General features: G+C 33.9%; 27 protein-coding genes and 1 pseudogene. 18 read left to right on the plus strand and 10 right to left on the minus strand.

Annotated features, from left to right (window positions below):
- Positions 1–5 precede the first annotated feature (5 nt).
- From C0V70_RS06030 to C0V70_RS19390, 5 genes and pseudogenes are all read left to right on the plus strand, one after another.
- Positions 6–401, plus strand: a complete 396-nt coding sequence (locus C0V70_RS06030; RefSeq protein ID WP_102242969.1) for a four-helix bundle copper-binding protein — start codon at positions 6–8, stop codon at positions 399–401.
- Between the two features lie 93 nt (positions 402–494).
- Entirely contained in the window at positions 495–998 is a 504-nt protein-coding gene (locus C0V70_RS06035; protein WP_158649584.1) for a DUF305 domain-containing protein, read from the plus strand.
- Between the two features lie 12 nt (positions 999–1,010).
- Entirely contained in the window at positions 1,011–1,262 is a 252-nt protein-coding gene (locus C0V70_RS06040; RefSeq protein WP_102242971.1) for a hypothetical protein, read from the plus strand.
- A 132-nt stretch (positions 1,263–1,394) separates the two neighbouring features.
- Positions 1,395–1,724 carry a hypothetical protein gene (locus C0V70_RS06045; protein ID WP_102242972.1) on the plus strand — a complete coding sequence of 110 codons (330 nt, stop codon included), beginning with the start codon at positions 1,395–1,397 and terminating at the stop codon, positions 1,722–1,724.
- A gap of 83 nt (positions 1,725–1,807) precedes the next feature.
- Positions 1,808–1,950: pseudogene (locus tag C0V70_RS19390) on the plus strand (DUF2933 domain-containing protein).
- A gap of 15 nt (positions 1,951–1,965) precedes the next feature.
- On the opposite strand, the gene C0V70_RS06055 reads toward C0V70_RS19390, so the two are convergent.
- Positions 1,966–2,604 carry a helix-turn-helix domain-containing protein gene (locus C0V70_RS06055; protein WP_158649585.1) on the minus strand — a complete coding sequence of 213 codons (639 nt, stop codon included), beginning with the start codon at positions 2,602–2,604 and terminating at the stop codon, positions 1,966–1,968.
- A gap of 420 nt (positions 2,605–3,024) precedes the next feature.
- Between C0V70_RS06055 and C0V70_RS06060 the strand changes: the two genes are divergently transcribed.
- The gene (locus tag C0V70_RS06060; RefSeq protein ID WP_133566750.1) at positions 3,025–3,261 is read left to right on the plus strand and encodes a hypothetical protein; all 237 of its coding nucleotides are present in this window, start codon (positions 3,025–3,027) and stop codon (positions 3,259–3,261) included.
- Between the two features lie 122 nt (positions 3,262–3,383).
- On the opposite strand, the gene C0V70_RS06065 is transcribed toward C0V70_RS06060, so the two are convergent.
- Positions 3,384–5,390 carry an FTR1 family protein gene (locus C0V70_RS06065; protein ID WP_102242975.1) on the minus strand — a complete coding sequence of 669 codons (2,007 nt, stop codon included), beginning with the start codon at positions 5,388–5,390 and terminating at the stop codon, positions 3,384–3,386.
- An 88-nt stretch (positions 5,391–5,478) separates the two neighbouring features.
- On the opposite strand from C0V70_RS06065, the gene C0V70_RS06070 reads away from it, so the two are divergent.
- The 5 genes from C0V70_RS06070 (at position 5,479) to C0V70_RS06090 (ending at position 10,723) form a co-directional block, all read left to right on the plus strand.
- The gene (locus C0V70_RS06070; protein WP_102242976.1) at positions 5,479–5,886 is read left to right on the plus strand and encodes an ArsR/SmtB family transcription factor; all 408 of its coding nucleotides are present in this window, start codon (positions 5,479–5,481) and stop codon (positions 5,884–5,886) included.
- A gap of 77 nt (positions 5,887–5,963) precedes the next feature.
- Positions 5,964–6,896 (plus strand): hypothetical protein, encoded by a 933-nt coding sequence (locus C0V70_RS06075; RefSeq protein WP_102242977.1) that lies wholly within the window; start codon positions 5,964–5,966, stop codon positions 6,894–6,896.
- 66 nt (positions 6,897–6,962) lie between these two features.
- Positions 6,963–8,006: a cation efflux transmembrane domain-containing protein gene (locus C0V70_RS06080; RefSeq protein WP_102242978.1), complete on the plus strand. Its 1,044-nt coding sequence runs from the start codon at positions 6,963–6,965 to the stop codon at positions 8,004–8,006.
- Positions 8,003–8,500 (plus strand): signal peptidase II, encoded by a 498-nt coding sequence (gene lspA, locus C0V70_RS06085; RefSeq protein ID WP_102242979.1) that lies wholly within the window; start codon positions 8,003–8,005, stop codon positions 8,498–8,500. The genes C0V70_RS06080 and lspA overlap by 4 nt, the downstream gene beginning before the upstream one ends.
- A gap of 3 nt (positions 8,501–8,503) precedes the next feature.
- Positions 8,504–10,723 carry a protein-disulfide reductase DsbD family protein gene (locus C0V70_RS06090; protein ID WP_102242980.1) on the plus strand — a complete coding sequence of 740 codons (2,220 nt, stop codon included), beginning with the start codon at positions 8,504–8,506 and terminating at the stop codon, positions 10,721–10,723.
- Here the strand turns inward: C0V70_RS06090 and C0V70_RS06095 are convergent.
- The 4 genes from C0V70_RS06095 to C0V70_RS06110 form a co-directional block, all read right to left on the minus strand.
- Entirely contained in the window at positions 10,691–11,161 is a 471-nt protein-coding gene (locus tag C0V70_RS06095; protein WP_102242981.1) for a hypothetical protein, read from the minus strand. The genes C0V70_RS06090 and C0V70_RS06095 overlap by 33 nt on opposite strands.
- A 28-nt stretch (positions 11,162–11,189) precedes the next feature.
- A complete protein-coding gene (locus C0V70_RS06100; protein WP_102242982.1) occupies positions 11,190–11,669 on the minus strand; it encodes a hypothetical protein in 480 nt (159 codons plus the stop codon).
- A 26-nt stretch (positions 11,670–11,695) separates the two neighbouring features.
- The gene (locus C0V70_RS06105; protein WP_102242983.1) at positions 11,696–11,926 is read right to left on the minus strand and encodes a hypothetical protein; all 231 of its coding nucleotides are present in this window, start codon (positions 11,924–11,926) and stop codon (positions 11,696–11,698) included.
- A 76-nt stretch (positions 11,927–12,002) separates the two neighbouring features.
- Positions 12,003–12,488 carry a hypothetical protein gene (locus C0V70_RS06110; protein ID WP_102242984.1) on the minus strand — a complete coding sequence of 162 codons (486 nt, stop codon included), beginning with the start codon at positions 12,486–12,488 and terminating at the stop codon, positions 12,003–12,005.
- A 568-nt stretch (positions 12,489–13,056) separates the two neighbouring features.
- Between C0V70_RS06110 and C0V70_RS06115 the strand changes: the two genes are divergently transcribed.
- Positions 13,057–13,419: a DUF3703 domain-containing protein gene (locus C0V70_RS06115; protein WP_102242985.1), complete on the plus strand. Its 363-nt coding sequence runs from the start codon at positions 13,057–13,059 to the stop codon at positions 13,417–13,419.
- Positions 13,420–13,432: 13 nt separating this feature from the next.
- Here the strand turns inward: C0V70_RS06115 and C0V70_RS06120 are convergent, their stop codons facing one another.
- The gene (locus C0V70_RS06120) at positions 13,433–14,110 is read right to left on the minus strand and encodes a DsbA family protein (RefSeq protein ID WP_102242986.1); all 678 of its coding nucleotides are present in this window, start codon (positions 14,108–14,110) and stop codon (positions 13,433–13,435) included.
- A 35-nt stretch (positions 14,111–14,145) separates the two neighbouring features.
- On the opposite strand from C0V70_RS06120, the gene C0V70_RS06125 reads away from it, so the two are divergent.
- The 5 genes from C0V70_RS06125 to C0V70_RS06145 all read left to right on the plus strand — a co-directional run bounded on the left by C0V70_RS06125 (position 14,146) and on the right by C0V70_RS06145 (position 16,792).
- Positions 14,146–15,213, plus strand: a complete 1,068-nt coding sequence (locus C0V70_RS06125; RefSeq protein WP_102242987.1) for a hypothetical protein — start codon at positions 14,146–14,148, stop codon at positions 15,211–15,213.
- Complete coding sequence (locus C0V70_RS19350) at positions 15,188–15,385, plus strand: YnfA family protein (protein ID WP_208107806.1); 198 nt, start codon at positions 15,188–15,190, stop codon at positions 15,383–15,385. Before C0V70_RS06125 ends, C0V70_RS19350 begins: the two co-directional genes overlap by 26 nt.
- Before the next feature lie 248 nt (positions 15,386–15,633).
- Positions 15,634–15,897 carry a DUF4160 domain-containing protein gene (locus C0V70_RS06135; protein WP_102242988.1) on the plus strand — a complete coding sequence of 88 codons (264 nt, stop codon included), beginning with the start codon at positions 15,634–15,636 and terminating at the stop codon, positions 15,895–15,897.
- The gene (locus C0V70_RS06140; protein WP_102242989.1) at positions 15,875–16,138 is read left to right on the plus strand and encodes a hypothetical protein; all 264 of its coding nucleotides are present in this window, start codon (positions 15,875–15,877) and stop codon (positions 16,136–16,138) included. Before C0V70_RS06135 ends, C0V70_RS06140 begins: the two co-directional genes overlap by 23 nt.
- A complete protein-coding gene (locus C0V70_RS06145) occupies positions 16,139–16,792 on the plus strand; it encodes a DUF6973 domain-containing protein (RefSeq protein WP_102242990.1) in 654 nt (217 codons plus the stop codon).
- Here the strand turns inward: C0V70_RS06145 and C0V70_RS06150 are convergent.
- The 3 genes from C0V70_RS06150 to C0V70_RS06160 form a co-directional block, all read right to left on the minus strand.
- Positions 16,789–17,571: a metallophosphoesterase gene (locus C0V70_RS06150; RefSeq protein WP_102242991.1), complete on the minus strand. Its 783-nt coding sequence runs from the start codon at positions 17,569–17,571 to the stop codon at positions 16,789–16,791. The two genes, C0V70_RS06145 and C0V70_RS06150, sit on opposite strands and share 4 nt — an antisense overlap.
- A 117-nt stretch (positions 17,572–17,688) precedes the next feature.
- The gene (locus C0V70_RS06155; protein ID WP_279536156.1) at positions 17,689–18,561 is read right to left on the minus strand and encodes an IS3 family transposase; all 873 of its coding nucleotides are present in this window, start codon (positions 18,559–18,561) and stop codon (positions 17,689–17,691) included.
- A complete protein-coding gene (locus C0V70_RS06160; protein ID WP_102242993.1) occupies positions 18,555–18,824 on the minus strand; it encodes a transposase in 270 nt (89 codons plus the stop codon). Before C0V70_RS06160 ends, C0V70_RS06155 begins: the two co-directional genes overlap by 7 nt.
- A 60-nt stretch (positions 18,825–18,884) precedes the next feature.
- Here C0V70_RS06160 and C0V70_RS18975 point away from each other — a divergent pair, with 60 nt between their 5' ends.
- Positions 18,885–19,046: a hypothetical protein gene (locus tag C0V70_RS18975; RefSeq protein ID WP_158649586.1), complete on the plus strand. Its 162-nt coding sequence runs from the start codon at positions 18,885–18,887 to the stop codon at positions 19,044–19,046.
- Positions 19,047–19,464 lie beyond the last annotated feature (418 nt).

Here is a 19,464-nt window from a genome sequence, read left to right on the forward strand (position 1 = left end):
AACCAATGATACTTAACATAGGAGATAATTATGCAAGTTCAACAAGCGGAAACGAATTCAAAAAACAAAAAAGTCCTGAAATGGATCAATGTATTCAAAATTGTCTTAATTGTTTTAAGATTTGCGAAGAAACATTAGCGAGATGTTTTACGCAAATAGAGCACAAGGATTCTAGTCATCTTGCACTGTTAAAGTCATGTGCAGAAATTTGTAATACTTCGGCAAAGTTTATGATGTTGAATTCAAAATTTCATTCAGATGTTTGTGGTGTATGCTCTAAAGTTTGCATTGAATGTGCTGACAGTTGTGAAGCTCTTGGTGATGCAAGCATGAAAGAATGTATTGAAGCTTGCCGAAAATGTGCTGACAGCTGTGCAAAAATGGCTAAATTGCCCCATTAATAGTTTTAAATCAGGAAGGTTATACCTTCCTGGTTTTTTTTTATGCGCTCGATTTTTATATTTTACTCAACTATTTTTAATAGAGGAATCCTTATGAAGTATCTTTTTTGGGTTATTATCACATTGTTTACAAATCTATTTTTTGGACTTTATGCCAACTCAGAGAATGAATCAAAATTTTTAGAAGGAATGAGCATACATCATGAAAGTGCAGTTAAAATGTCTGAAATTGCATTAAAAAAAACAAAGAATAAAAACATAGTAGAACTCGCTCGAATAATCAAAAAAAATCAAACTAAAGAAATAAAAAAATTAAGGAACTGGAATTCAAAATGGTATGGAGCTTCAGAAGTCGTTGAAGTAAAAAAAGACGAGCATGGAATGATGAATATGGCAGATCTTCAAAACAAATCAGGGAAGGATTTTGATAAAGCTTTTTTAGAAATGATGACTAAACATCATCAGGACGGTATACAAATGGCAAATAAAATGATGCCGGAGCTTGAAAAGAAGGAAATTCATCATTTTGCTAAAGAAATGATTGAAAAGCAGAATAAGGAAGTTGTTAAAATGGAAGAAATAAAAAAGACGCTATAGATGGAATTATAAATGAATTCAAAATTGATTTTCCCCTTGTTCTTTCTGCTATATTTATTAATTCACAGCGGTTCAACTTATTCAAGTGACGATATAAAAGTACGAGAAATGAAAATGGACAGTAAAGACATGAATGGTATGAAGAGCGAGGGGAAAGATGGTATAATGAGCAAAGCTGAAATGAAAAAAATGAATAGAATTATGAAAGATTGCATGAGAGTTCATAAAGACAAAAAACTATGTTTAAAGGCGACTAAAAAATAATTTATGCGCTTCTTGTAAGAAAAGATGATTTGTATCATGTGACTTATTTATATTTTATATTATTGTTTAGCTAGATTGTTTCTGACAAGCCTAATGATATTGTCGCAAATTTAAAAAACATAGGAGTATTTTATGAAAGCTAAACTGATGTCAAAAATTACAGTAACAGCATTGATGGGGTTGATCGTTATAAGTTCAGCTTATGCACAAGATCCAAGCAATACCTCTCATGAAGAACATCATCCTGATACAAAAGTAGTATCAGAGAAAAAGAGTGATATGAAAATGGAAAATGGAATGATGGGAAAAATGGACATGAAAAATATGAAGGGCATGATGAAAGAGTGTAAAGAAATGCATAAAAATTCAAAAATGTGTAACCAAGATATGATGGAAAAATGTCAGATGCAAATGGATAGTAAAGATTGTCAAAAGATGATGAAGAAAGCAAAGAGTAAATAAGCTAAAAAATAGTTCAAGATGAAGAGGAAATGGAAACGTCTAATAGCGATCAAATTCTAAAATGACATCGCTAAGTCACGTACATGGCCATTGGAATTCTTGGCTATTTCTTGTGTATTGAACAAAGAGAACATGTGCTTCCATTTCTTCCTTATTTATTCTTGCTAGCATGCCCACTATGCACATTTTTATGCATAGTGGACACAAATATCATAATGAAGGATAAAGTAAGAGGTCAAAATTAAGAATACATACTTTGAAGCATTGGAACAATTATCCTTAATTTGTTTTCATCTAACTTCTCAATTATTTTTTGGCATTCTTCGACCATTTCATGGCGAAGTAGAGATAGTTTCAAAAGTTGGTTGAAATACTCCATTGAGTATCCATACGTCAGAACAATACTAAGTATTTTCTTATCTGTAAGGGCAACACGACCATTTTCGATGAAACCAATAGTATTAATTCCTAACCCACAAAGTTTAGAAGCTTCGTATTGATTAATATTTTTAAGTAGCCTTAGCTCTTTTAAAACTTTGCACTCCCTAGTAACTCGTCTGTGGCAAAATCTTCTATCTGATCTACTATGAGAGGTTTTATTTTTTCTAATAGAATTAGCATCTGTTGAGGCTTGGATTTTGCCTGATCTAAGGTCTTCTACATCTGAATCACTAAATCCGTACTTATGTTGAAACTCCTTAAATTTTTCAACGGAGATTGCTCCACGACCATTTTCTAGTCGTTCAATGTTTTTGTAAGAGAAATCAAACAGAAGTCCAGCTTGCTGTCTTGTGAGTTTCTTAAGCAATCTCATTTTCTTCAAGAGGACTGCAAAATCTGAAAGGTATTCTTGTTTTATATTTTCTGTAATTGTTTCCATAAAGTTCTCCATGGGAAAATGCCATGGCCATGGCAAGCGAGTGCTCATAGCAATGGCAAAAAAATTGGTTGGTAATAGCAAAGGTGTGCAAGCGAGTGCTTGCAAAAATAATTGAGGAATTTTAGAAGTTTACAAACTTTGGTGCTACAAAATGCAAGCAGGTGCTTGCTCATGCTACTTCAAAATCTTTCTGGTAAGGATTTGGTAAGGACACTTAGAAAGATGGCGAAATATTGAGAAATAAACAATTGTGAGTTGACTACAGTCCTACTGAATTTAAGTTGTTAAGATATTTAATGTTTTGAGAAATTACCGATTTTTTGAAAATCAAATGGAAAGGTTTATGTGACCCTTTACCTAAGAAAGCCACTTGAAATGGAATACAGGGCGCTGGACAAGCTTAGAATAAGCTATTTGAGTATGTATAACGATGACCAAAAAGAACTTTTTAATAAAAAAATAACATGGGAAGAGGCCATCTCTATTTGTTCAGATGTAGGGGCAGGCTTTTCTGATGCTATGATTTTAAATGCTCTTCAGTGTACTAATCTTCCTTTTTCAATAAGTCTTGATAGTGATCTCGCATTTTCAGTAGTGGCGAATTCAAATTTAAAAGATGTTTTAATCCCTGACGCACTAGTTGATAATTTACTATAGTTTTATTAAAATTATTTCGCCAATTTCCGTTTATTTAAGATGAATAGATTTAAAAAGTTGGGTATATAGATCCTTTGTCTAAATCGAAAGGGTTTTAAGTAAACCCTTTCGTTAGTTCACAATTATTCTTCGGTAATTGGTTCCTCAATCATCACTGGCTTTGAATTATAGTTAATTAAAACTAAAGCTAGTACCAGAGTGAGAATTTGAGCAGAGATTGTCTGCCATGTAGGATATAAACCAATAGTTTCAATTCTTAAGTTGAAAGATAAATATGTTGAGTCGAAAATCCCTGCTTCTTGTAATGAATGCACAGCTTTTCCTGCTAGGATCAAAGCTAGACCACAAGTTAAAATAGCTGAGAACTTAAATAATTCTCTTATAGGTACTTTCTTGGAATATTTAAGAGCAAAAAATGCAAAAGCAAAGATTAAAGCCAATGCAGCAATTAAGCCTAAACTGATTGCATCTTTTCCACTTTCACCTGTTTGGAACCAAAGAGCTCTAATGAATAAAACTGTTTCAAAAGCTTCTCTAAATACAGAAATGAAAGAAATGGAAGCTAGGGCCCATAGATTTTTATTGTCGATAGCACCTTGGACTTTCTCGTGAATGAATTTTTTCCATCGACCGATTTCTGTCTGTCGATGCAACCAAAAACCAAAATAAAGCAATATAACAACCGCCATAGTTGAAGTTACAGCTTCTAGCATTTCTCTACTAGCGCCACTCATATTCATAAGGGCCCCAGACAAGAACCATGCTACAAAACCTAAAAACACAGCTGAACCCCAGCCTGCATGTACCCATTTAGCAGCCGTTTTATCGCCAAAAGCTCTAATTGCACTAAGTAAAGTTAATACAATCAATACTGCTTCAAAACCCTCTCTAAGGATAATTGCAAACGCACCAGAGAAGGCAACACCAAAAGTTAACTCTCTCGATTTGACAGCTTCAGAAACTTCATTGAATACTTCTTCAGTGATGACTATTTGAGCCTTTAATAAATCAAAATTTCCATTCTTATCTGAAATAATTTGTCTGATCTTTGCCATTTCAGTCTCTACTTTTATGACGAGATCAGGATTGTTTGCTTTAATCATTGGTTCAAGCGGCTCAATACCTTCAAGGTATGCTTGAATCGCTAGTCTTTTGGCATCGTCTTTAGAATTGTTTTTATATGCTGTTAAAGATTCATTTAAATAATTCTTAGCTTTACCAATATATTCACCACCAGAAGTATTGCCATCTTTTGAGCGAAGTAATGCAAGTGCTACATTTCGTTCATCTTCATTTTCTAATGTCATTTTAGCTTTAAGTTCAGTATCAGAAAGAGAAGCCTGGTCAATCAACGATATATTTTCAGGAACCTTAACATTCACACCTTCTGCTTTTTTTAAAGTTTCAGCATGTCTCATGGCCATTAGATAGAAAGATAAGTCCCAAACTTCCTTATCAGTAAAATTAGTCCAGGGTGGCATTCCTGTGCCAGGTACACCTAATCGAATTGTATTATAATTGTGAAAGGCAGATATTGCGCTCATCCTTTCTGGTTCATGAAAGTTGGCTGGTGCAGGGTCCATTCCTTTTCCAGCTTCACCATCGCCATAACCATTATTTCCATGACATGAAATACAGTTTTGTTGAAATAAAGATTTACCATTCGATATCGAAGGTTGTGTCGTAGGAGACAAAGTGATTTTAGTGATTAAGATGAGGTCTTTTTGAATATCCCTAGCTTGAAGTGAAACATCAACAGCTTCAGCTTTTCCATCAATCATTTGCTTTAATTTTTCAATTTTAGTGTAAACAGCTTTTTCATTTTTGATTTCGGGTAGCGTCGTTGCTAATTCAAAAACTTTTTGAGCAAATTCTCTCTGCTCATCATACTCACCTTGTGAAATAACTTTTCCTTTTTGAACTGCCCCACCATAGTCATGAGCTAGATAATCTAATAAGTGAATAGCGAAACGGGGAGTGCTTTCAGCACTTGTTTCGGGTGTTACAGTTTGGGAGAGCGCAAATTGAGAGAAAAGTAGCGTTAGTAGGAGAATTGATTTCAACATATGCTCAACTTTGAATAAGATTGTTAATTGTTTTCTTTTTACTACAAAAGTTTGACCAGTCAACCAAAATGTTATATTAATTTATAACCCATCTATTTTATGAAGTTATTTTATAGTTGCGCTTTTGTGCAACTGTCTCTATATTGAGAATATGCATCAAATAAATATTAGTATTCATGAAATTTTCCAGGCCCTATCTGATCCGTTTCGGATTCGTATTGTTCACTTAATGATCCATGTAGGTGAACTTTGTCTTTGTGAATTATCAGAGTCCATGGATGAACCTGAATACAAACTATCAAGACACATGAAAGTCTTAAAAAATGTCGGAATAATAACATCAGAACGAGATGGTAAATGGATTTATCATTCATTAGTAATTGATCAATCTTTTCTCAACTCTATATATGCAGGCATTATTGAATTTCCAAATTCAGAAAAACAATCAAAAGAAGATTTGAGAAATTTTAATAAACGCAAATTGCTTAGAGATAATGGCAGATGCCGACAGATAACTTTCAACGAAGTGTTTAAGGAAAAATATATCGCACTCAAATAATCAAAGAATCCACGAATGGAAAAAGCATTATTTAGAAAATCGAGTGAATGATAGAGTACTGATATTAATAGGTTAAAATGGTTATCGATACAAATAATAAAATTGAAACAATGGGAAATTATGGAGCCACTCTTTCGTTGATAGAAATTGGGCTTGGCTCACTTTTGCACGCTTTGAAAATCCCTTTCTCTGGAGCACTCTTATCACTAAACCAAGGATTTATCCTTTGTAGAGCTGCAATCTTCTCAAGGGGATCTTTAAACAACTCGTGGACCACGTATAGTATTTCTAATATTGCAGCAGTTTTAAAATCTCTTTCCCCTGCCGGTAAGAAGCTAGGTCCTATGCTGAGCTTGAGTATGCAAGGATTGCTATTTAATCTCGGGATTACCTTTTTAGGAACAAATCCTCTGGGGCTTTCTCTTGGAATGGCGCTTTTGTCTCTTTGGACATTTGTTCAACCCATACTGACTTATTATTTATTTTTTGGCGATAAACTCTTTAGCGCCATAGAATACCTTTATCAAAAAACACTCCCTTTCTATGGGATCAAATCAGAACCATTAGTATGGATTTTTCTTTCTTTCGTATTAATAAAAATTTTAATTGGTGTAATTCTTGCTTTTATTGCTTGGCGGACTAAAGGAGATGAGATTTACGGAAAAGATTACCATGAAAAATTAATAAATCTTGCGAGAGAAAAGCGATTAAATATTTCACAAAATGAGACAACTAAAGAAAATGCAGTATGGTGGGCATTTAAAGACTTACTCAAACCACTTTTTCTTATTTCACTACTTACAACTGGCTTATTTCTTTATTTTTCTCAACATGATTACGGTCAAATTTTTTGGTATTTACTTAGGCCAATTGCTATTGGATTTATATTTTTTTACATCTCACGCACGCTGACTCTTGATCGTTGGCTAATTAAAATCGAAAAGGGCAGGCTGCGGATTTTTAGCTTGAGTTGTCAAAAAGCTTTGGAAAAGATTAGAAAACCCTTTTAAAGAAAAAATTAGTAACTAAGCACATTTTTAAGAAAATTAAAGGTGGCGCCAACAAGAGATTTTGAAATGAAAAAAACATTATTTAAAGTTCCTAAAATGGATTGTCCTTCAGAGGAACGAGTGATTCGCATGGCATTTGATGGAATTCAAGAAGTACAAAAATTAGAATTCAACCTCCAACAACGTCAACTTGAAATTTTTCACTCCAATAATTCAAAAGATGTTTTGTCTGTAATATTGCCACTTGGTTTTGGTGGTGAAGTGCTTCAATCTGAAGAAATAGCAAAGGTAAGTTCTGTAGATAAAACGTTATTCAAGATTCCTAAAATGGATTGTCCTTCTGAAGAGAGGATGATCAGAATGGCCTTTGAAGGCAATAGTAATATACAGAAATTAGAATTCAATTTGCCTCAACGTCAATTAGAGATTTTTCATCGGAATACTCCTGAGGAAGTATTAAGTGTTCTTTCACCGCTTGGCTTTGGTGCTGAAATTGTCGGGACTGAAAAAGTGCAAGATTTTATTAGTCACGGTAGTAAAGAGTCCGATGAGCAAGAGACTGCTGCTTTAAAAAGTGTCTTTGTTATAAATGCACTAATGTTTGTTGTTGTTCTAATAGCGGGTTTAATTGCAGATTCAACAGGACTTCTTGCTGATTCTATTGATAATTTAGCTGATGCTACTGTTTTTGGATTAAGTATTTATGCAGTTGGAAGATCGAGAGAACTTAAAAGAAAAGCAGCAAAAATGAGTGGGGTTGTGCAGTTGCTTTTAGCACTTGGTACATTAGGTGAAGTATGGAGACGTATAATTGTTGGCAGTGAGCCTGAATCTCAAACAATGATGATCGTTGCAGGATTCGCTCTTATTGCTAATTTAACCAGTATGTATTTAATGAGTGCTCATAGGAAGGGAGAAGTTCATATGCAAGCAAGCTGGATATTTTTATCAAATGATGTCATTGCTAACTTTGGAGTTATAGTCGCTGGGTCACTCGTTCATTATTTCAAGTCAGATCTTCCAGACTTAATAATTGGTGTAATCATATCTTTAGTTGTTATGTCCGGCGCAATACGTATTTTAAGATCAACAAGGAAGATCCAATCATGAAAAAAATTTTTTTAATTTTGATTTGCGTTTCATTCTTTACAATACTGATAGATCAATTTTCAAAAATGTACATAGCTGATGCTTTTTATTTTGGTGAATCTATTACTATAATTCCAGAGTTCTTTAATATTACACATGTGAGAAATCCGGGGGCAGCCTTTGGTATCTTTGCTGATTCTCATCCAGTTTTACGTTCTATTTTATTGCTAGGAACACCACCATTAGCTGTTTTGTTAATTTGCTTTTTCTTATTCAAAAATAAAAAAATATCCACGCTTGAAATTTATGCCTATTCATTGATAGTTGGTGGTGCTCTTGGAAACTTTGCAGACAGGTATCGATTGGGTTTTGTAGTAGACTTTTTAGACTTTCATATCAATCGTCGAGTAACATGGCCTGCATTTAATTTTGCTGATAGTTTCATTACTACAGGTGCCTTCATATTAATTGTTCTCTCCTTTAAAAAATCTGAAGAACTTATTCCGGAAGTATAATTAATGAAGTTTAGATTTTTTAAAATATTTTATTCTTGTTCTCTTTTTCTCATAAGCTTTTTAGTAATCTCTTACTCAAATATCACCATAGGTAATTCAGATATACCAGAAAAGCCTGTAACGTTAGGTATCCAAGCGATACGAATTGAAAATCAAGATTTTCTTGTGCTTAGTTTTAAAAATTTTCCAGAATGGCATACCTATTGGAAAAATCCAGGCGATGCCGGGCTTTCAATAAAGAATTCTTTTTCCTTTAATCAAAAGGAATTCGCTTTGGAAGAACTGGAATGGCCTGTACCAAAAAAGTTTGTCCAGCCTGGCAATTTGTGGGGATATGGTTATGAAGGCGAGTACTCACTTTTTTATAAACTAACTAAGGAAAAGCTTTCGCAAATTGCCAATAATGAGATTTTGTTGGATTCAAAGTGGTTGTCCTGTAAACACATTTGTATACCAGGCCAACAAAAAGTTAAGTTTAAGTTTAATCAATTGTCTGGGGAAATAGTTATTTTATCATCTGGGTTAATGCCAGGAGTAGATCACTCTATTTTATTTGAAAGATTTTCAAAACTTCCAAAATTTGTTAAGGATTTAGAAATAGGTTTCAACTTATCAAAGGGAATTTCTCCAAAATCATTATTATTAAGTTATGAATCAAAATCACAATCTAAAATTAACTTGAATAAAGATTTTAACTTTGTGTATATTTTTCCAATTTCTCCATTAGATATTAGGCATGAAGGAATAATCAATTCAAATGGGAAAATTCTTGGTACAACTGAAATTTTATGGGATGGCGAATATTCTAGTCCACCAGAGTCATTACCGGCCAATGGAATATTTAAAAAACCATTAACACTTAAGTTCCTTGCTTTAGACTTAAGAACTAATAAATACATCGTAGCAGAAAAAACATTTAAAAGTTTCTCGTTAACACCCATAGCGCCAATTAAACCTGCTCAGCAGCCCAAACTAGCTCCGATTGAAACTCAAAGTTCATCTCCATCCCCAAATTCTAGCTTAACTTTGTATATAGTAATGGCGTTTCTAGGCGGCTTAATTTTGAATGTTATGCCTTGTGTGTTACCAGTAATTACTATCAAACTGTTCGGCTTGATTAAATACAAAGAGCAACCTCATAGATTAATTTTAAAGCATAATTTTTTCTATACTTTGGGAGTGTTATCGACATTTCTTTTATTGGCTTCAATTGTATTATTCCTGAAATCAATTGGCACGCAAGTAGGGTGGGGGTTTCAATTACAGTCACCATATTTTGTGTCTTTCATGATTCTAGGACTTTTTCTTTTTTCCTTAAATCTTTTTGGCATGTTTGAATTTGCAACCATCGGTGGAAATAAATTAGGTAATTTTAAACCCACAGAAGGATTTGTTGGAGACTATTTAAGTGGAGTGCTTGCTACAGTATTATCAACACCATGTTCGGCTCCATTTTTGGGAACAGCTCTTACATTTGCATTCACTTCAAGCTCCATTCAGATTTATATAATATTTCTTATGATTGGCCTTGGACTTTCATTTCCTTTTATATTAACTAGCGTCTATCCAAGGTTAGTTTTCTTCTTACCTAAGCCTGGACCATGGATGATAAAGGTCAAAAAAATTCTTGGAGTTACTCTGCTACTAACTCTTTTTTGGCTTGTAGATGTTTACAATGCACTAGTAAGTGGCTCACCACATTTTATTAAACTTTTGTTTTGCTTAGTCTTTATTTTTGGAGGATTTCTTTTTCAGAAAAGAAAAGACAAATGGATATCTTATGTATCATTTGGCTTAGCTATGGTTTTACTTACTTATATTAATGTCACTCCTGTCGCCTTTAATTCGAAAAATGATGATAATCTAGTAATTGCTAAAAATACTAAGGGCTTGGATTGGGAAGTTTGGTCTGAATCCAGAATGGAAGATTACAAAAACTCAGGCGACTTAGTCTTTATAGATTTTACAGCAAAGTGGTGTTTCACCTGTAAAGTTAATGAAAAACTTGTATTAGAAACTAACGCATTTAAATCCCTCGCGAAAGATTACAATCTCAAATTATTAATTGCAGATTGGACGAAGCGCGATCCTGTTATCGAGCGTTTTCTAAGAAAAAATGGACTGGTCGGTGTGCCCGCTTATTTCATTCAGAAAAAAGATGGTACATTAATCAATTTAGGTGAAACTATTTCAATTGGGAGCATTGAAAAAAATCTTAAGTAATAAATCATTTTCCATAGATTTTTGTTGATTGAAAATTGATATATTTTCCTGCACTATCCATAACCCAATGAAGGCCATTTTTGCTTTTGCGATTGCTTCATTTATTCCTACTTCAAGCATTTTTTTTTGGACATTAGCTTCTAATTTTCTAATTTTATGTTCTGAAGTTATCTTGGTAGGAAAAGGTAATTGCTGATTAATTTCAAAGCCATTAGGAGAGCCACCTGATTCTTCCTTCATTTGAATCAGTGAAGCCATTGGAGAGGGCAGGCGTATTCCGACTGATCTAGCTTCAGAGGCTTTTAATTTCTCATCTTCAAGCTTGATTTCAAAGTTGCTGACTCTGACTTTTTCTAAATACTGTGCAATTGTTAATTCAGTGGAATAGCATTGAGCTACGATGAAATAGCTGAGGAATATAAGGATTATTTTTTTCATGTATACCCGTATACGTTAAGTAGAATAGTTATGTGACAAAGTGAGTTTTTGCTTCCTTTATCCAAGAAGTAACGTTGCCAAGGCAACATCCACCCTGAGGGTTGCTCCTTTCGCAGAAACATCCTGGGTCTATCATTTTGGACTTTATGTCTTTCAGGACTTCAGTTTCCCCTGATGTTCGAAGTTCTGTTAATATGCTCTGCCTATTATGTCCAAAACAGTAGCAAACTTTTACATCAAGGCCTGGGTCTTTTAGAGTTGCTTTGACTGTGAGATTTTCTTTAGTGAATAAATGAGATGGATCTTCAGAGAAGTAGGCAACTTCGCAGTTTGAATTTTTACAAAATTTGTAAATGCAATTTGTCCGAAGATGTTCCTTAAGAACATCTTTCAAAAGTGTTTGAGGAGTAATTAGTTCAACGACAACTCCTTTGTTGCTACATTTGGGACAAGTGAATTCTGTTATCACGTTGGTTTTATCCTCGGCGTTTTTATTACAGCATCCCATGTAAGCCCCCCCCCTCATTGATTTTGTTAATTACTACAAACTGGCATCTCATATTTTTCATCATCATATATTTTATATTCTGTTTTTCCATCAATTGATTGCTTAACCTTACAATCACTCCCTGCGCTAATATAATTTTCATTTTTGAAGGTGAGAGTTATTGCTCCAGAGGTAATCTTTTTTTCTACATATTGTATTGAAGATAAATCTCCCTCAAGGGCCTTATTGATTTGAAATGCATAACCTCCACATGTCATACCCTTTACATTCTAACGTGAACTTTATTCTTCAGTAAAATGAATCATCACAGATTAAAATAATTAATAAATAGCTTTATCTATGAAAAATGGACTTCGTTAACCGAATTTTTGTCCCAAGTTCTAAAACTAGCATTGCTCCTGTGGATGCCCCAAGTATCCACAGAAAACTTAATTCAAAAAATAATTGAGTATTCATTATTGAGAAGAAACCGATTGATACGAGTAAGATGGCAGAAGTTAATATTACTTTATGGTGTCTAATTGCTCTAAGCTCATCTCTCGAAATGATAAAAAGAGCAATGAGGCAAGAGATTGTGGTAAAAAAAGCTCCGCATGCAAAATCACAAAAATGCTGACCAAATTGCATGAAGTAGTGCATGAGATTTAAAGATGTTTTTATAACTTGAAAACCAAATTGGGGACAAACCGCTAGAGTAATAATAGTTGTTAAAGTATGAATGGCTAAAAGTTTGGCTAGTATATACTTAAAATCAGGATTGAGCCGTTTTTTAATATCATCTAGTATTCTTTTGTTAATAGCTTCTGGTATTTTGTTCATGCTCTTCCTACTTGGAGATTACAAGCACTGTGTAAAAAAATGAAGTCCGATTAAAAATTAGAATTCTATATACGTATGTATACGTTCTAATGACGATATTTGTGACTGAGTATGGGGAGGGCCTAAACTATGATGCTTGAAAGTCATTAAGGTATCATTATTGCTGACCTTGACTTCGATGTTTGTTAATTCTTACCGACAAGGAGTAGGGTACACTGTGAATTAAAATTTTAGGACTTGAATTCCTGAAACTATTAATGCTTGAACCAAATTAATGAATACTGAAATGGTATTAGCAAAATTCAGAGTATGGGAAAAATTAATTGCCCATACTCTGAAGTATCGGCATAATAATTCTAAGCTTGTTCTCATCCTCTTTACAATGATTTTTAGACATTCTTCGACCATTTCATGGCGAAGTAAGGGAAGTTTTAAAAGTTGGTTAAAGTACTCCATCGAGTATCCATACGTCAGAACAATATTAAGTATTTTCTTATCAGTAAGGATACTACCAATTTTATACACAATATTTGAGAATAAATTTCAGGGACGAGTGGCGCATTAAGATATGAAAAAAATTGTAAGATTACATTATGAAAAAGAGCTTTCACTTTATAAGCAGAATTATGATTTTAAGTCGTTTGAGCAATGCTGGGAACACTTAGAAAGAGCACATATATTGGGTCAATTTTCGTGGAAAGATCATTTTTTCGTTCATATAAAAATGTTCACTCTCGCAGTGAGATCAAGGAACGTAGGAGAGATCATTGGGCAAATTCCTAGGTTAATTCTTGCTATACCTGGCTCGCTTTTAGGTAAAGCCCCTAAGGGTAATATAGGTTCATCAAAAGTTGGAATATTCCAGCCGATGAGCATTCCTGAAGATTTAAAACAAATTATAGAATTTGATGAAAACAGAAAAGGGCCCTAAGGCCCCTTCTTCATTATTTAGCTAATGCTTCTTCTACTTTTTCATTGAAATAATCGGGATTGATGCGATCTAGTTTTTTACCATTGATAAAAATTGTTGGAGTTCCGTTCACACCAACTTTCGGTCCATCTTCAAGATCTATATTTATTGTTTCCATTCTTCTTAGGTCTTTCATATCGGTTTCAAATTTAGCAACGTCCATACCTAAGTCCTTTGCATACTTTAGGAAGAATGAAGTCGCAGGTTGCTTCTGGTGAGACCATTCATTTTGAGATGTAAATAGCACTTCTTGGTATTCCCAAAATTTGCCTTGAAGAGCAGCAGCATCTGATGCCTTGGCAGCGAGCTTAGAATTTCCATGATAAAGAGCATATCTGACAATCAACTGAACTTTATCTTTGTGGCGTTTCATGATTTCTTTAACGTAAGGGAAAAAGGCTGAACATGCTTCACATTCCGGATCGTAGAACTCTACAATTTTAACTTTGGCACTATCTGGTCCCATCCTGTGATTAAAATCTCTAACTAAATTCTCGGGCGCAGAATCAGTTGAAACTGTTTCTACTGGCTTTGATTGTGTAAAAAAAGAAACTCCAAACCCTATCACTAGAAGTGCAAGGATTGAACCAATAATGATTTTCAGTTCTTTGTTGAACTGTTGTATTATAGCAAAAACCTTTAATTTGTCCATTGCGGCATCGGATCATTTTATCCTTAAGAGACAACATGAGTATTGAAAAATCTATAAAAAGCGATTCTAAGAAAATCATTGCAACTATAGCTCATTTGCTAAAGTTAGATAAGCAAGAAATTGAATTGGATGTTCTAAGTAACAGTGAAGTAGAAATTGAAATGACTGGTTATGATAATTGGGACGGAGGAACTTACAGTTTTGTTCTAACCTGTAAGACACCTGTTACTATTTATTCAAAAATTCAAAACGACCTTCAAGCAATCGAAGAAGTAATAAAAAATAAAACTCAGCACGTTTTCAAATCTTACAATCGATGTTGGATTGAATCTGTAGTTATTACTCCGCAAATTTTAGAAAAATTTTTCAATAAAGTTTTTAGTGTTTCTAGTGAAGAACTAGTGCAGTCATTAGAAACACAAAAAAGTTTAATGGTTTCTGTTTCGACAGGAGGTCCACAAATAAAATTTGTAAATGCAGAATATATTGAAAGAAACAAGACTATTTCAAAGGGCCTAAATGAACGGCAAATTAAAAATCCAATTATTTTTACAGATTTATGGGGATGGCATGGAAAATGGAGCGATGGAAGTCTTCCAACCTATAGAGATAGGCGCGAATTTCTTTCACAATTAATTGATCCTATTGTTGAAAAAGTTCAAGCGATACCAGTAGATGAATTACCCACTATTTTTGAAGAGCCAACAGGCTGGAGCCGAGTCGATAGAAGTATAAGAGAAATAAAAGCTAAGTTAGCTCTAGCTGAAACTGAAGAACAGTTTATGAATATTGGTCTGCTTTGTAGAGAAACATTAACTTCACTTGCTCAAGCAGTTTTTGATCGGGAAAAGCATCCTATCCTTGATGGTACAGTAGTAAGCGAGACGGATTCAAAAAGAATGCTAGAAGCATTTATTGCTGTTGAACTTCCAGGTTCATCTAATGAATCATCAAGAAAGATGGCCAAAACTGCTGTAGATGTAGCAAATACCTTAACTCATAGAAGAACTGCGGACTTTCGATTAGCAGCATTTAGTGCAGAAGTGACTAATATGGTAGTTAATATGGTTTCAATTTTTGCTGGTAGAAGAGATCCTAATTAATTATGTAAAATGTTCTGTTTGCCCTTATGCAGCCTATGGTGGAGTTTATGTTTCATTTGCTCTTTTTTGGATGTGGCTTATTAAAGGTCAAAGACCAGATCAATGGGATGTTATTGGCGTTGTTATTATATTAATTGGAAATGGAATTATTGTTTTCTCTCCTCACAAATAATTCACACCAGCTCAAGCCAGCCGAGTAGGGGCATTTGATGAAAAATCGTGAAATCGAATGAAGAATAATGAAAATATAAAAGGCACGAAAGGCAGAGTTTCACTCGTAATTTATTAATATTAAAACATTTTAAAGAAGCATTGAATATGCCTCGGGTAACTCAGGGATAAAAACCTCCTAGTTAATTCAAGTAGATATGGTGATAAATACATATTTAAAGCCATACAAAAGTATGGTACAATATTCTAATGAAAGTTGGAACTATTATTGAGAACGAAAAATGGAAAATAAAGGTTTACGCTCCACCAAAGGAGCATGGTCCTGCACATGTTCATGTTATTGCAAAAGGCGATAAAGCAGAAGTAAAGATTTCATTGATAGATTTAGCAGTAATTGGGAAGACTAAATTTAATAAACAAACGGTTAAAGGTATAATTAAGTATGTGCATAAAAACTATGACATACTGATGGACGCGTGGGAGAAATTGCATGAAAACAAGAAAAAAACCTAGCCTAAAAAAAGCGTTGAGTAAGGTAGATAAGGCACCAAAAGAATTGTATGGAAATGTAAAAGTGGATTTGTCTACTTTACCTTGTTTAAAGAAATTCGAAAGAGAAAAAATTACAGCTAATTTTGATGCTGACTTATTAGAGATCATCAGAAAATTAGCAAAAAAGCATCATGTTTCTTATACGACCTTAATGAATGATGTACTTAGAAAAGTTTTTGTTGAAGATAAAAAAGCAAGCTAGATGATAAAGTTATACATATTGGGTCTAAAAGCAACTTGTGAAAATGAAGCATACGAATTTGCAGATAGGTTTATTAGAAAGCTCCCTAGAAAAAATGATGGGGCATTTGATTTGTCGAGTGGGGAATTTTACGACAACGATATAGATGCCATAAGACATGCATATACTTCAGGTATATTTACGCAAGAATATGGTGAAAAAATCACTGAGCTTTTAGGTGACATGAATGAATTAGTTCCTTTTGGAGGTAACTCAAGCTCCAACAGTCCTAATTCTAAGAATATGGATTTATGGAATAATCGAATAGGGCGAAAAATAGGTTTAAAAACTTCTGGAAAGCTAAAACTATTTAAATTAATTTTAAAAGCACTTAAAAACGGTGATCTGATTATTGATCCAGAAAATGATTCTCGAATTAATGAGGTTTCATCGAGTAAAATCAATATAAAAAATAAAGTATTCGTAGTTAAAGAATCAAAGAAAGGAAAAAATCTATTATATTTTGATTTTGAGAAATCATTAATCCTATCAAGAAGTGAATTTATTTCTGAAATCAAAACAGGAAATTATCCTTTCTATGAAATTAGAGTAGTTAAGGGGGATGAAACTCCAGTGTCTAAAAAAGATAAGAATATTCCCAATAATCTAGGTTAATAGCTAATTTCAAAAATACTAATTTCTGGCCTACAAAGAAATCGAAATGGAACAATTGAAGTTCCAATACCTCGGTTCACATACATTTTTGCTCGATTTTTTTGAAACCATCCTTGGTCATATTTTCCAGAGCCCGGAGGAAGAGCAATGGACCCAATGAGAGGTAGGCGAATCTGGCCCCCATGGGTGTGACCAGCAAATGCTAAATCTGTTGAATTTGAGACTTCATCAAAAAATATTGGTGAATGAAAAATGGAAATTATTTTTGAATCATTGGGGATGTTTTTTAAAATTCTCAAATCTGGATTACCAGTTGGAGCATCAGCAAAGCCTGTTAACCATAAATTCTTATCTAGCCTTAAAGTTTTGTTTGTTAGGTCGATAATATTGTTTCTTTTTAAAATATTAGATAGGTCTGAAATTGGCTCCCAGTCTTCCCAGTTTCCAGGAATGTAATAAATTGCTTGTTTGGCCTTTAGTTCTTTTAAAACTTTTTCGTAGCCTGAATTTGTTCCACCTGGTGTTGCGATATCGCCAGTTAAAAATATGAAGTCGGGTTTTTCACTTTGAATTGCTCTAATTACTTTTTCTTCAATTGTGCCAATTCCGTTAGTGTGTAAGTCAGAAATTTGAATGATTTTAAGTTTTTTATTTGAATTAGTTTTTAGATTTATTCGATGACGAGTTATATCTAGCCAATTAGTTTCAATGAAATATGAATATCCCAACATCATTACACTTAGTAGTGCTAAAATAAATACTAGATTTTTTCTCAACATAATAAATTTTATTTTACAAAATTCGTCTTGGAAATGATTTTCTCATTGGATAAAATTAAATCAGATGAAGTGTTGTGAAGAAGAAGACTAGCAATTCAATTGACCTGACCCCAAATGCTAGACTACTTTTAATCTCACATCCTGATCAAAACCGTTTATCTTTTTCATTTCAAATTGCCTAGTAAATTCTTCTGGAGTCAGACCGTTCAAAGAGCTGTGAGGTCTGAAGTTGTTGTATTCTTTTCTCCATTCTTCAATTAAAACCTTTGCCTCTTCAAGTGTTGAGAACCAATGCTGATTCAAACATTGCGCTCTAAATTTTCCGTTGAACGATTCAATAAACGCATTTTGAGTTGGTTTTCCTGGTTCGATAAAATGCAATTTAACGTTGTTTTTCATCGCCCATAATCCCAAATCTTTTCCAGAAAACTCCGGCCCATTATCTACAAAAATGACTTCAGGCAATCCAATTTTTATTTTCAAACTATCGAGCGCTCTTGCGACTTCGGCCCCAGTCATAGTTGTTCCTACGTTTATCATTGAGCAATTTTTTGAAAACTGATCAATGACAGTAAGGCACTTAATTTTTCTACCGCTAAAACATCTGTCATGAACAAAATCCATCGACCACGTTTTAAGAGGAGCATCTGGTGGAACTTGAGCTGCTCGAAGATGTCTCGATCTTTTGTTTTTCTTTTTTAAGCGAAGCGAGAGTTTTTCTTCTTTATAAATTCTCTCTGTTCTCTTGTGGTTTACGACAAGATCTTCTCTTTTAGCTATCTCATGTAAAGTTCTTAGGCCAAAGCCTGGATGCTTGTCTGCAAGCTCTTTTAAACGGTTTCTAAGCTTGATTTCTCCAGCGTCTTCAACTTTTCTGTAATAGAAAGTTGCTTTTTGTAAATTAAGGATTCTGCAGGCCCTAGAGCAGCTCATCCTATAGCTGTCTCTTATGTAATTTACCATTGTCCGCTTTAATTTAGGGCCTACCACTTTTTTGAATTGATATCCTTCAAAATCAGATTATCAAGAGAGAGATTGGCCACAAGACGTTTAAGTTTGGCGTTCTCAGCTTCAAGCTCTTTCATCTTTTTAAGCTCGGCCACTTCAACGCCGTTGTATTTTCTTTTCCAAGCATAAAAAGTGGCGTTCGTAATTCCATGTTTTCTACAAACTTCCAGAACCGTTGAAGTACCTGACTGCGCTTCTTTGAGAATGGCGACGATTTTCTCTTCACTGAACTTTGATTTTTTCATTTTTTATCCCTCTACATGTTAAAGTTTAACAGAGTGTGAGGTTTTGAATAGTCCAGTTTTTTGGGGTCAGGTCAACCTTCAGACCCTGTAAGATATGGTCTATTCATTGGTGGAGAGGATAAAGATATCGGCGCAGGGATTATTTGCCTAAAAGGTGTTAGTGTTGATGAAGCTCAAATGATGCTTAACAGGCTTGGTATTGAGCTTAGAGATTTAAATTAAAAAGTTGCATTATTTTGCAACATTAATACTGATCCAAAATTCATCGGGTACCAGGAGAAGATAACAATAGCACTTTATTGGGAATAGATAAAGATCAAGACGGAGTTAGAGATGATATCCAACAATGGACTAAATTTGAATCAGCAATATATAAAATTTGCAAGTATCGTGTTATGCGTTTTTTGAATGTCTCTTGAATTTTCATCTGTCGGTTGTAATTTGCCAATTAAGACTTTTCCTTTTTCAGTAAGTGGGAGTAAAAGCTCCTCACTATAAGCCTTAATCAAAGGGGGAGATTTTGATCAAAAAAAAAGCCCCTGTATCCGGAGCTTTTTTATAAAACGTTTTAGTCGTAAGATTTTTTTGCTTTCTCTTTTTTTCTATCCTGTTTTTCTTTTGTTGTAAGTTTTACTTTATC

It is taken from the genome of Bacteriovorax stolpii, from assembly GCF_002872415.1.
In the GTDB taxonomy this organism is placed as follows: Bacteria; Bdellovibrionota; Bacteriovoracia; order Bacteriovoracales; family Bacteriovoracaceae; genus Bacteriovorax; species Bacteriovorax stolpii.

Coding starts and splice junctions, on each gene's coding strand:
- C0V70_RS06030 (WP_102242969.1), top strand. CDS start 6: ATGATACTTAACATAGGAGATAATTATGCAAGTTCAACAAGCGGAAAC.
- C0V70_RS06035 (WP_158649584.1), top strand. CDS start 495: ATGAAGTATCTTTTTTGGGTTATTATCACATTGTTTACAAATCTATTT.
- C0V70_RS06040 (WP_102242971.1), top strand. CDS start 1,011: ATGAATTCAAAATTGATTTTCCCCTTGTTCTTTCTGCTATATTTATTA.
- C0V70_RS06045 (WP_102242972.1), top strand. CDS start 1,395: ATGAAAGCTAAACTGATGTCAAAAATTACAGTAACAGCATTGATGGGG.
- C0V70_RS06055 (WP_158649585.1), bottom strand. CDS start 2,604: ATGGAAACAATTACAGAAAATATAAAACAAGAATACCTTTCAGATTTT.
- C0V70_RS06060 (WP_133566750.1), top strand. CDS start 3,025: ATGTATAACGATGACCAAAAAGAACTTTTTAATAAAAAAATAACATGG.
- C0V70_RS06070 (WP_102242976.1), top strand. CDS start 5,479: ATGCATCAAATAAATATTAGTATTCATGAAATTTTCCAGGCCCTATCT.
- C0V70_RS06075 (WP_102242977.1), top strand. CDS start 5,964: ATGGTTATCGATACAAATAATAAAATTGAAACAATGGGAAATTATGGA.
- C0V70_RS06080 (WP_102242978.1), top strand. CDS start 6,963: ATGAAAAAAACATTATTTAAAGTTCCTAAAATGGATTGTCCTTCAGAG.
- lspA (WP_102242979.1), top strand. CDS start 8,003: ATGAAAAAAATTTTTTTAATTTTGATTTGCGTTTCATTCTTTACAATA.
- C0V70_RS06090 (WP_102242980.1), top strand. CDS start 8,504: ATGAAGTTTAGATTTTTTAAAATATTTTATTCTTGTTCTCTTTTTCTC.
- C0V70_RS06095 (WP_102242981.1), bottom strand. CDS start 11,161: ATGAAAAAAATAATCCTTATATTCCTCAGCTATTTCATCGTAGCTCAA.
- C0V70_RS06100 (WP_102242982.1), bottom strand. CDS start 11,669: ATGGGATGCTGTAATAAAAACGCCGAGGATAAAACCAACGTGATAACA.
- C0V70_RS06105 (WP_102242983.1), bottom strand. CDS start 11,926: ATGACATGTGGAGGTTATGCATTTCAAATCAATAAGGCCCTTGAGGGA.
- C0V70_RS06110 (WP_102242984.1), bottom strand. CDS start 12,488: ATGAACAAAATACCAGAAGCTATTAACAAAAGAATACTAGATGATATT.
- C0V70_RS06115 (WP_102242985.1), top strand. CDS start 13,057: ATGAAAAAAATTGTAAGATTACATTATGAAAAAGAGCTTTCACTTTAT.
- C0V70_RS06120 (WP_102242986.1), bottom strand. CDS start 14,110: ATGGACAAATTAAAGGTTTTTGCTATAATACAACAGTTCAACAAAGAA.
- C0V70_RS06125 (WP_102242987.1), top strand. CDS start 14,146: ATGAGTATTGAAAAATCTATAAAAAGCGATTCTAAGAAAATCATTGCA.
- C0V70_RS06135 (WP_102242988.1), top strand. CDS start 15,634: ATGAAAGTTGGAACTATTATTGAGAACGAAAAATGGAAAATAAAGGTT.
- C0V70_RS06140 (WP_102242989.1), top strand. CDS start 15,875: ATGAAAACAAGAAAAAAACCTAGCCTAAAAAAAGCGTTGAGTAAGGTA.
- C0V70_RS06145 (WP_102242990.1), top strand. CDS start 16,139: ATGATAAAGTTATACATATTGGGTCTAAAAGCAACTTGTGAAAATGAA.
- C0V70_RS06150 (WP_102242991.1), bottom strand. CDS start 17,571: ATGTTGAGAAAAAATCTAGTATTTATTTTAGCACTACTAAGTGTAATG.
- C0V70_RS06160 (WP_102242993.1), bottom strand. CDS start 18,824: ATGAAAAAATCAAAGTTCAGTGAAGAGAAAATCGTCGCCATTCTCAAA.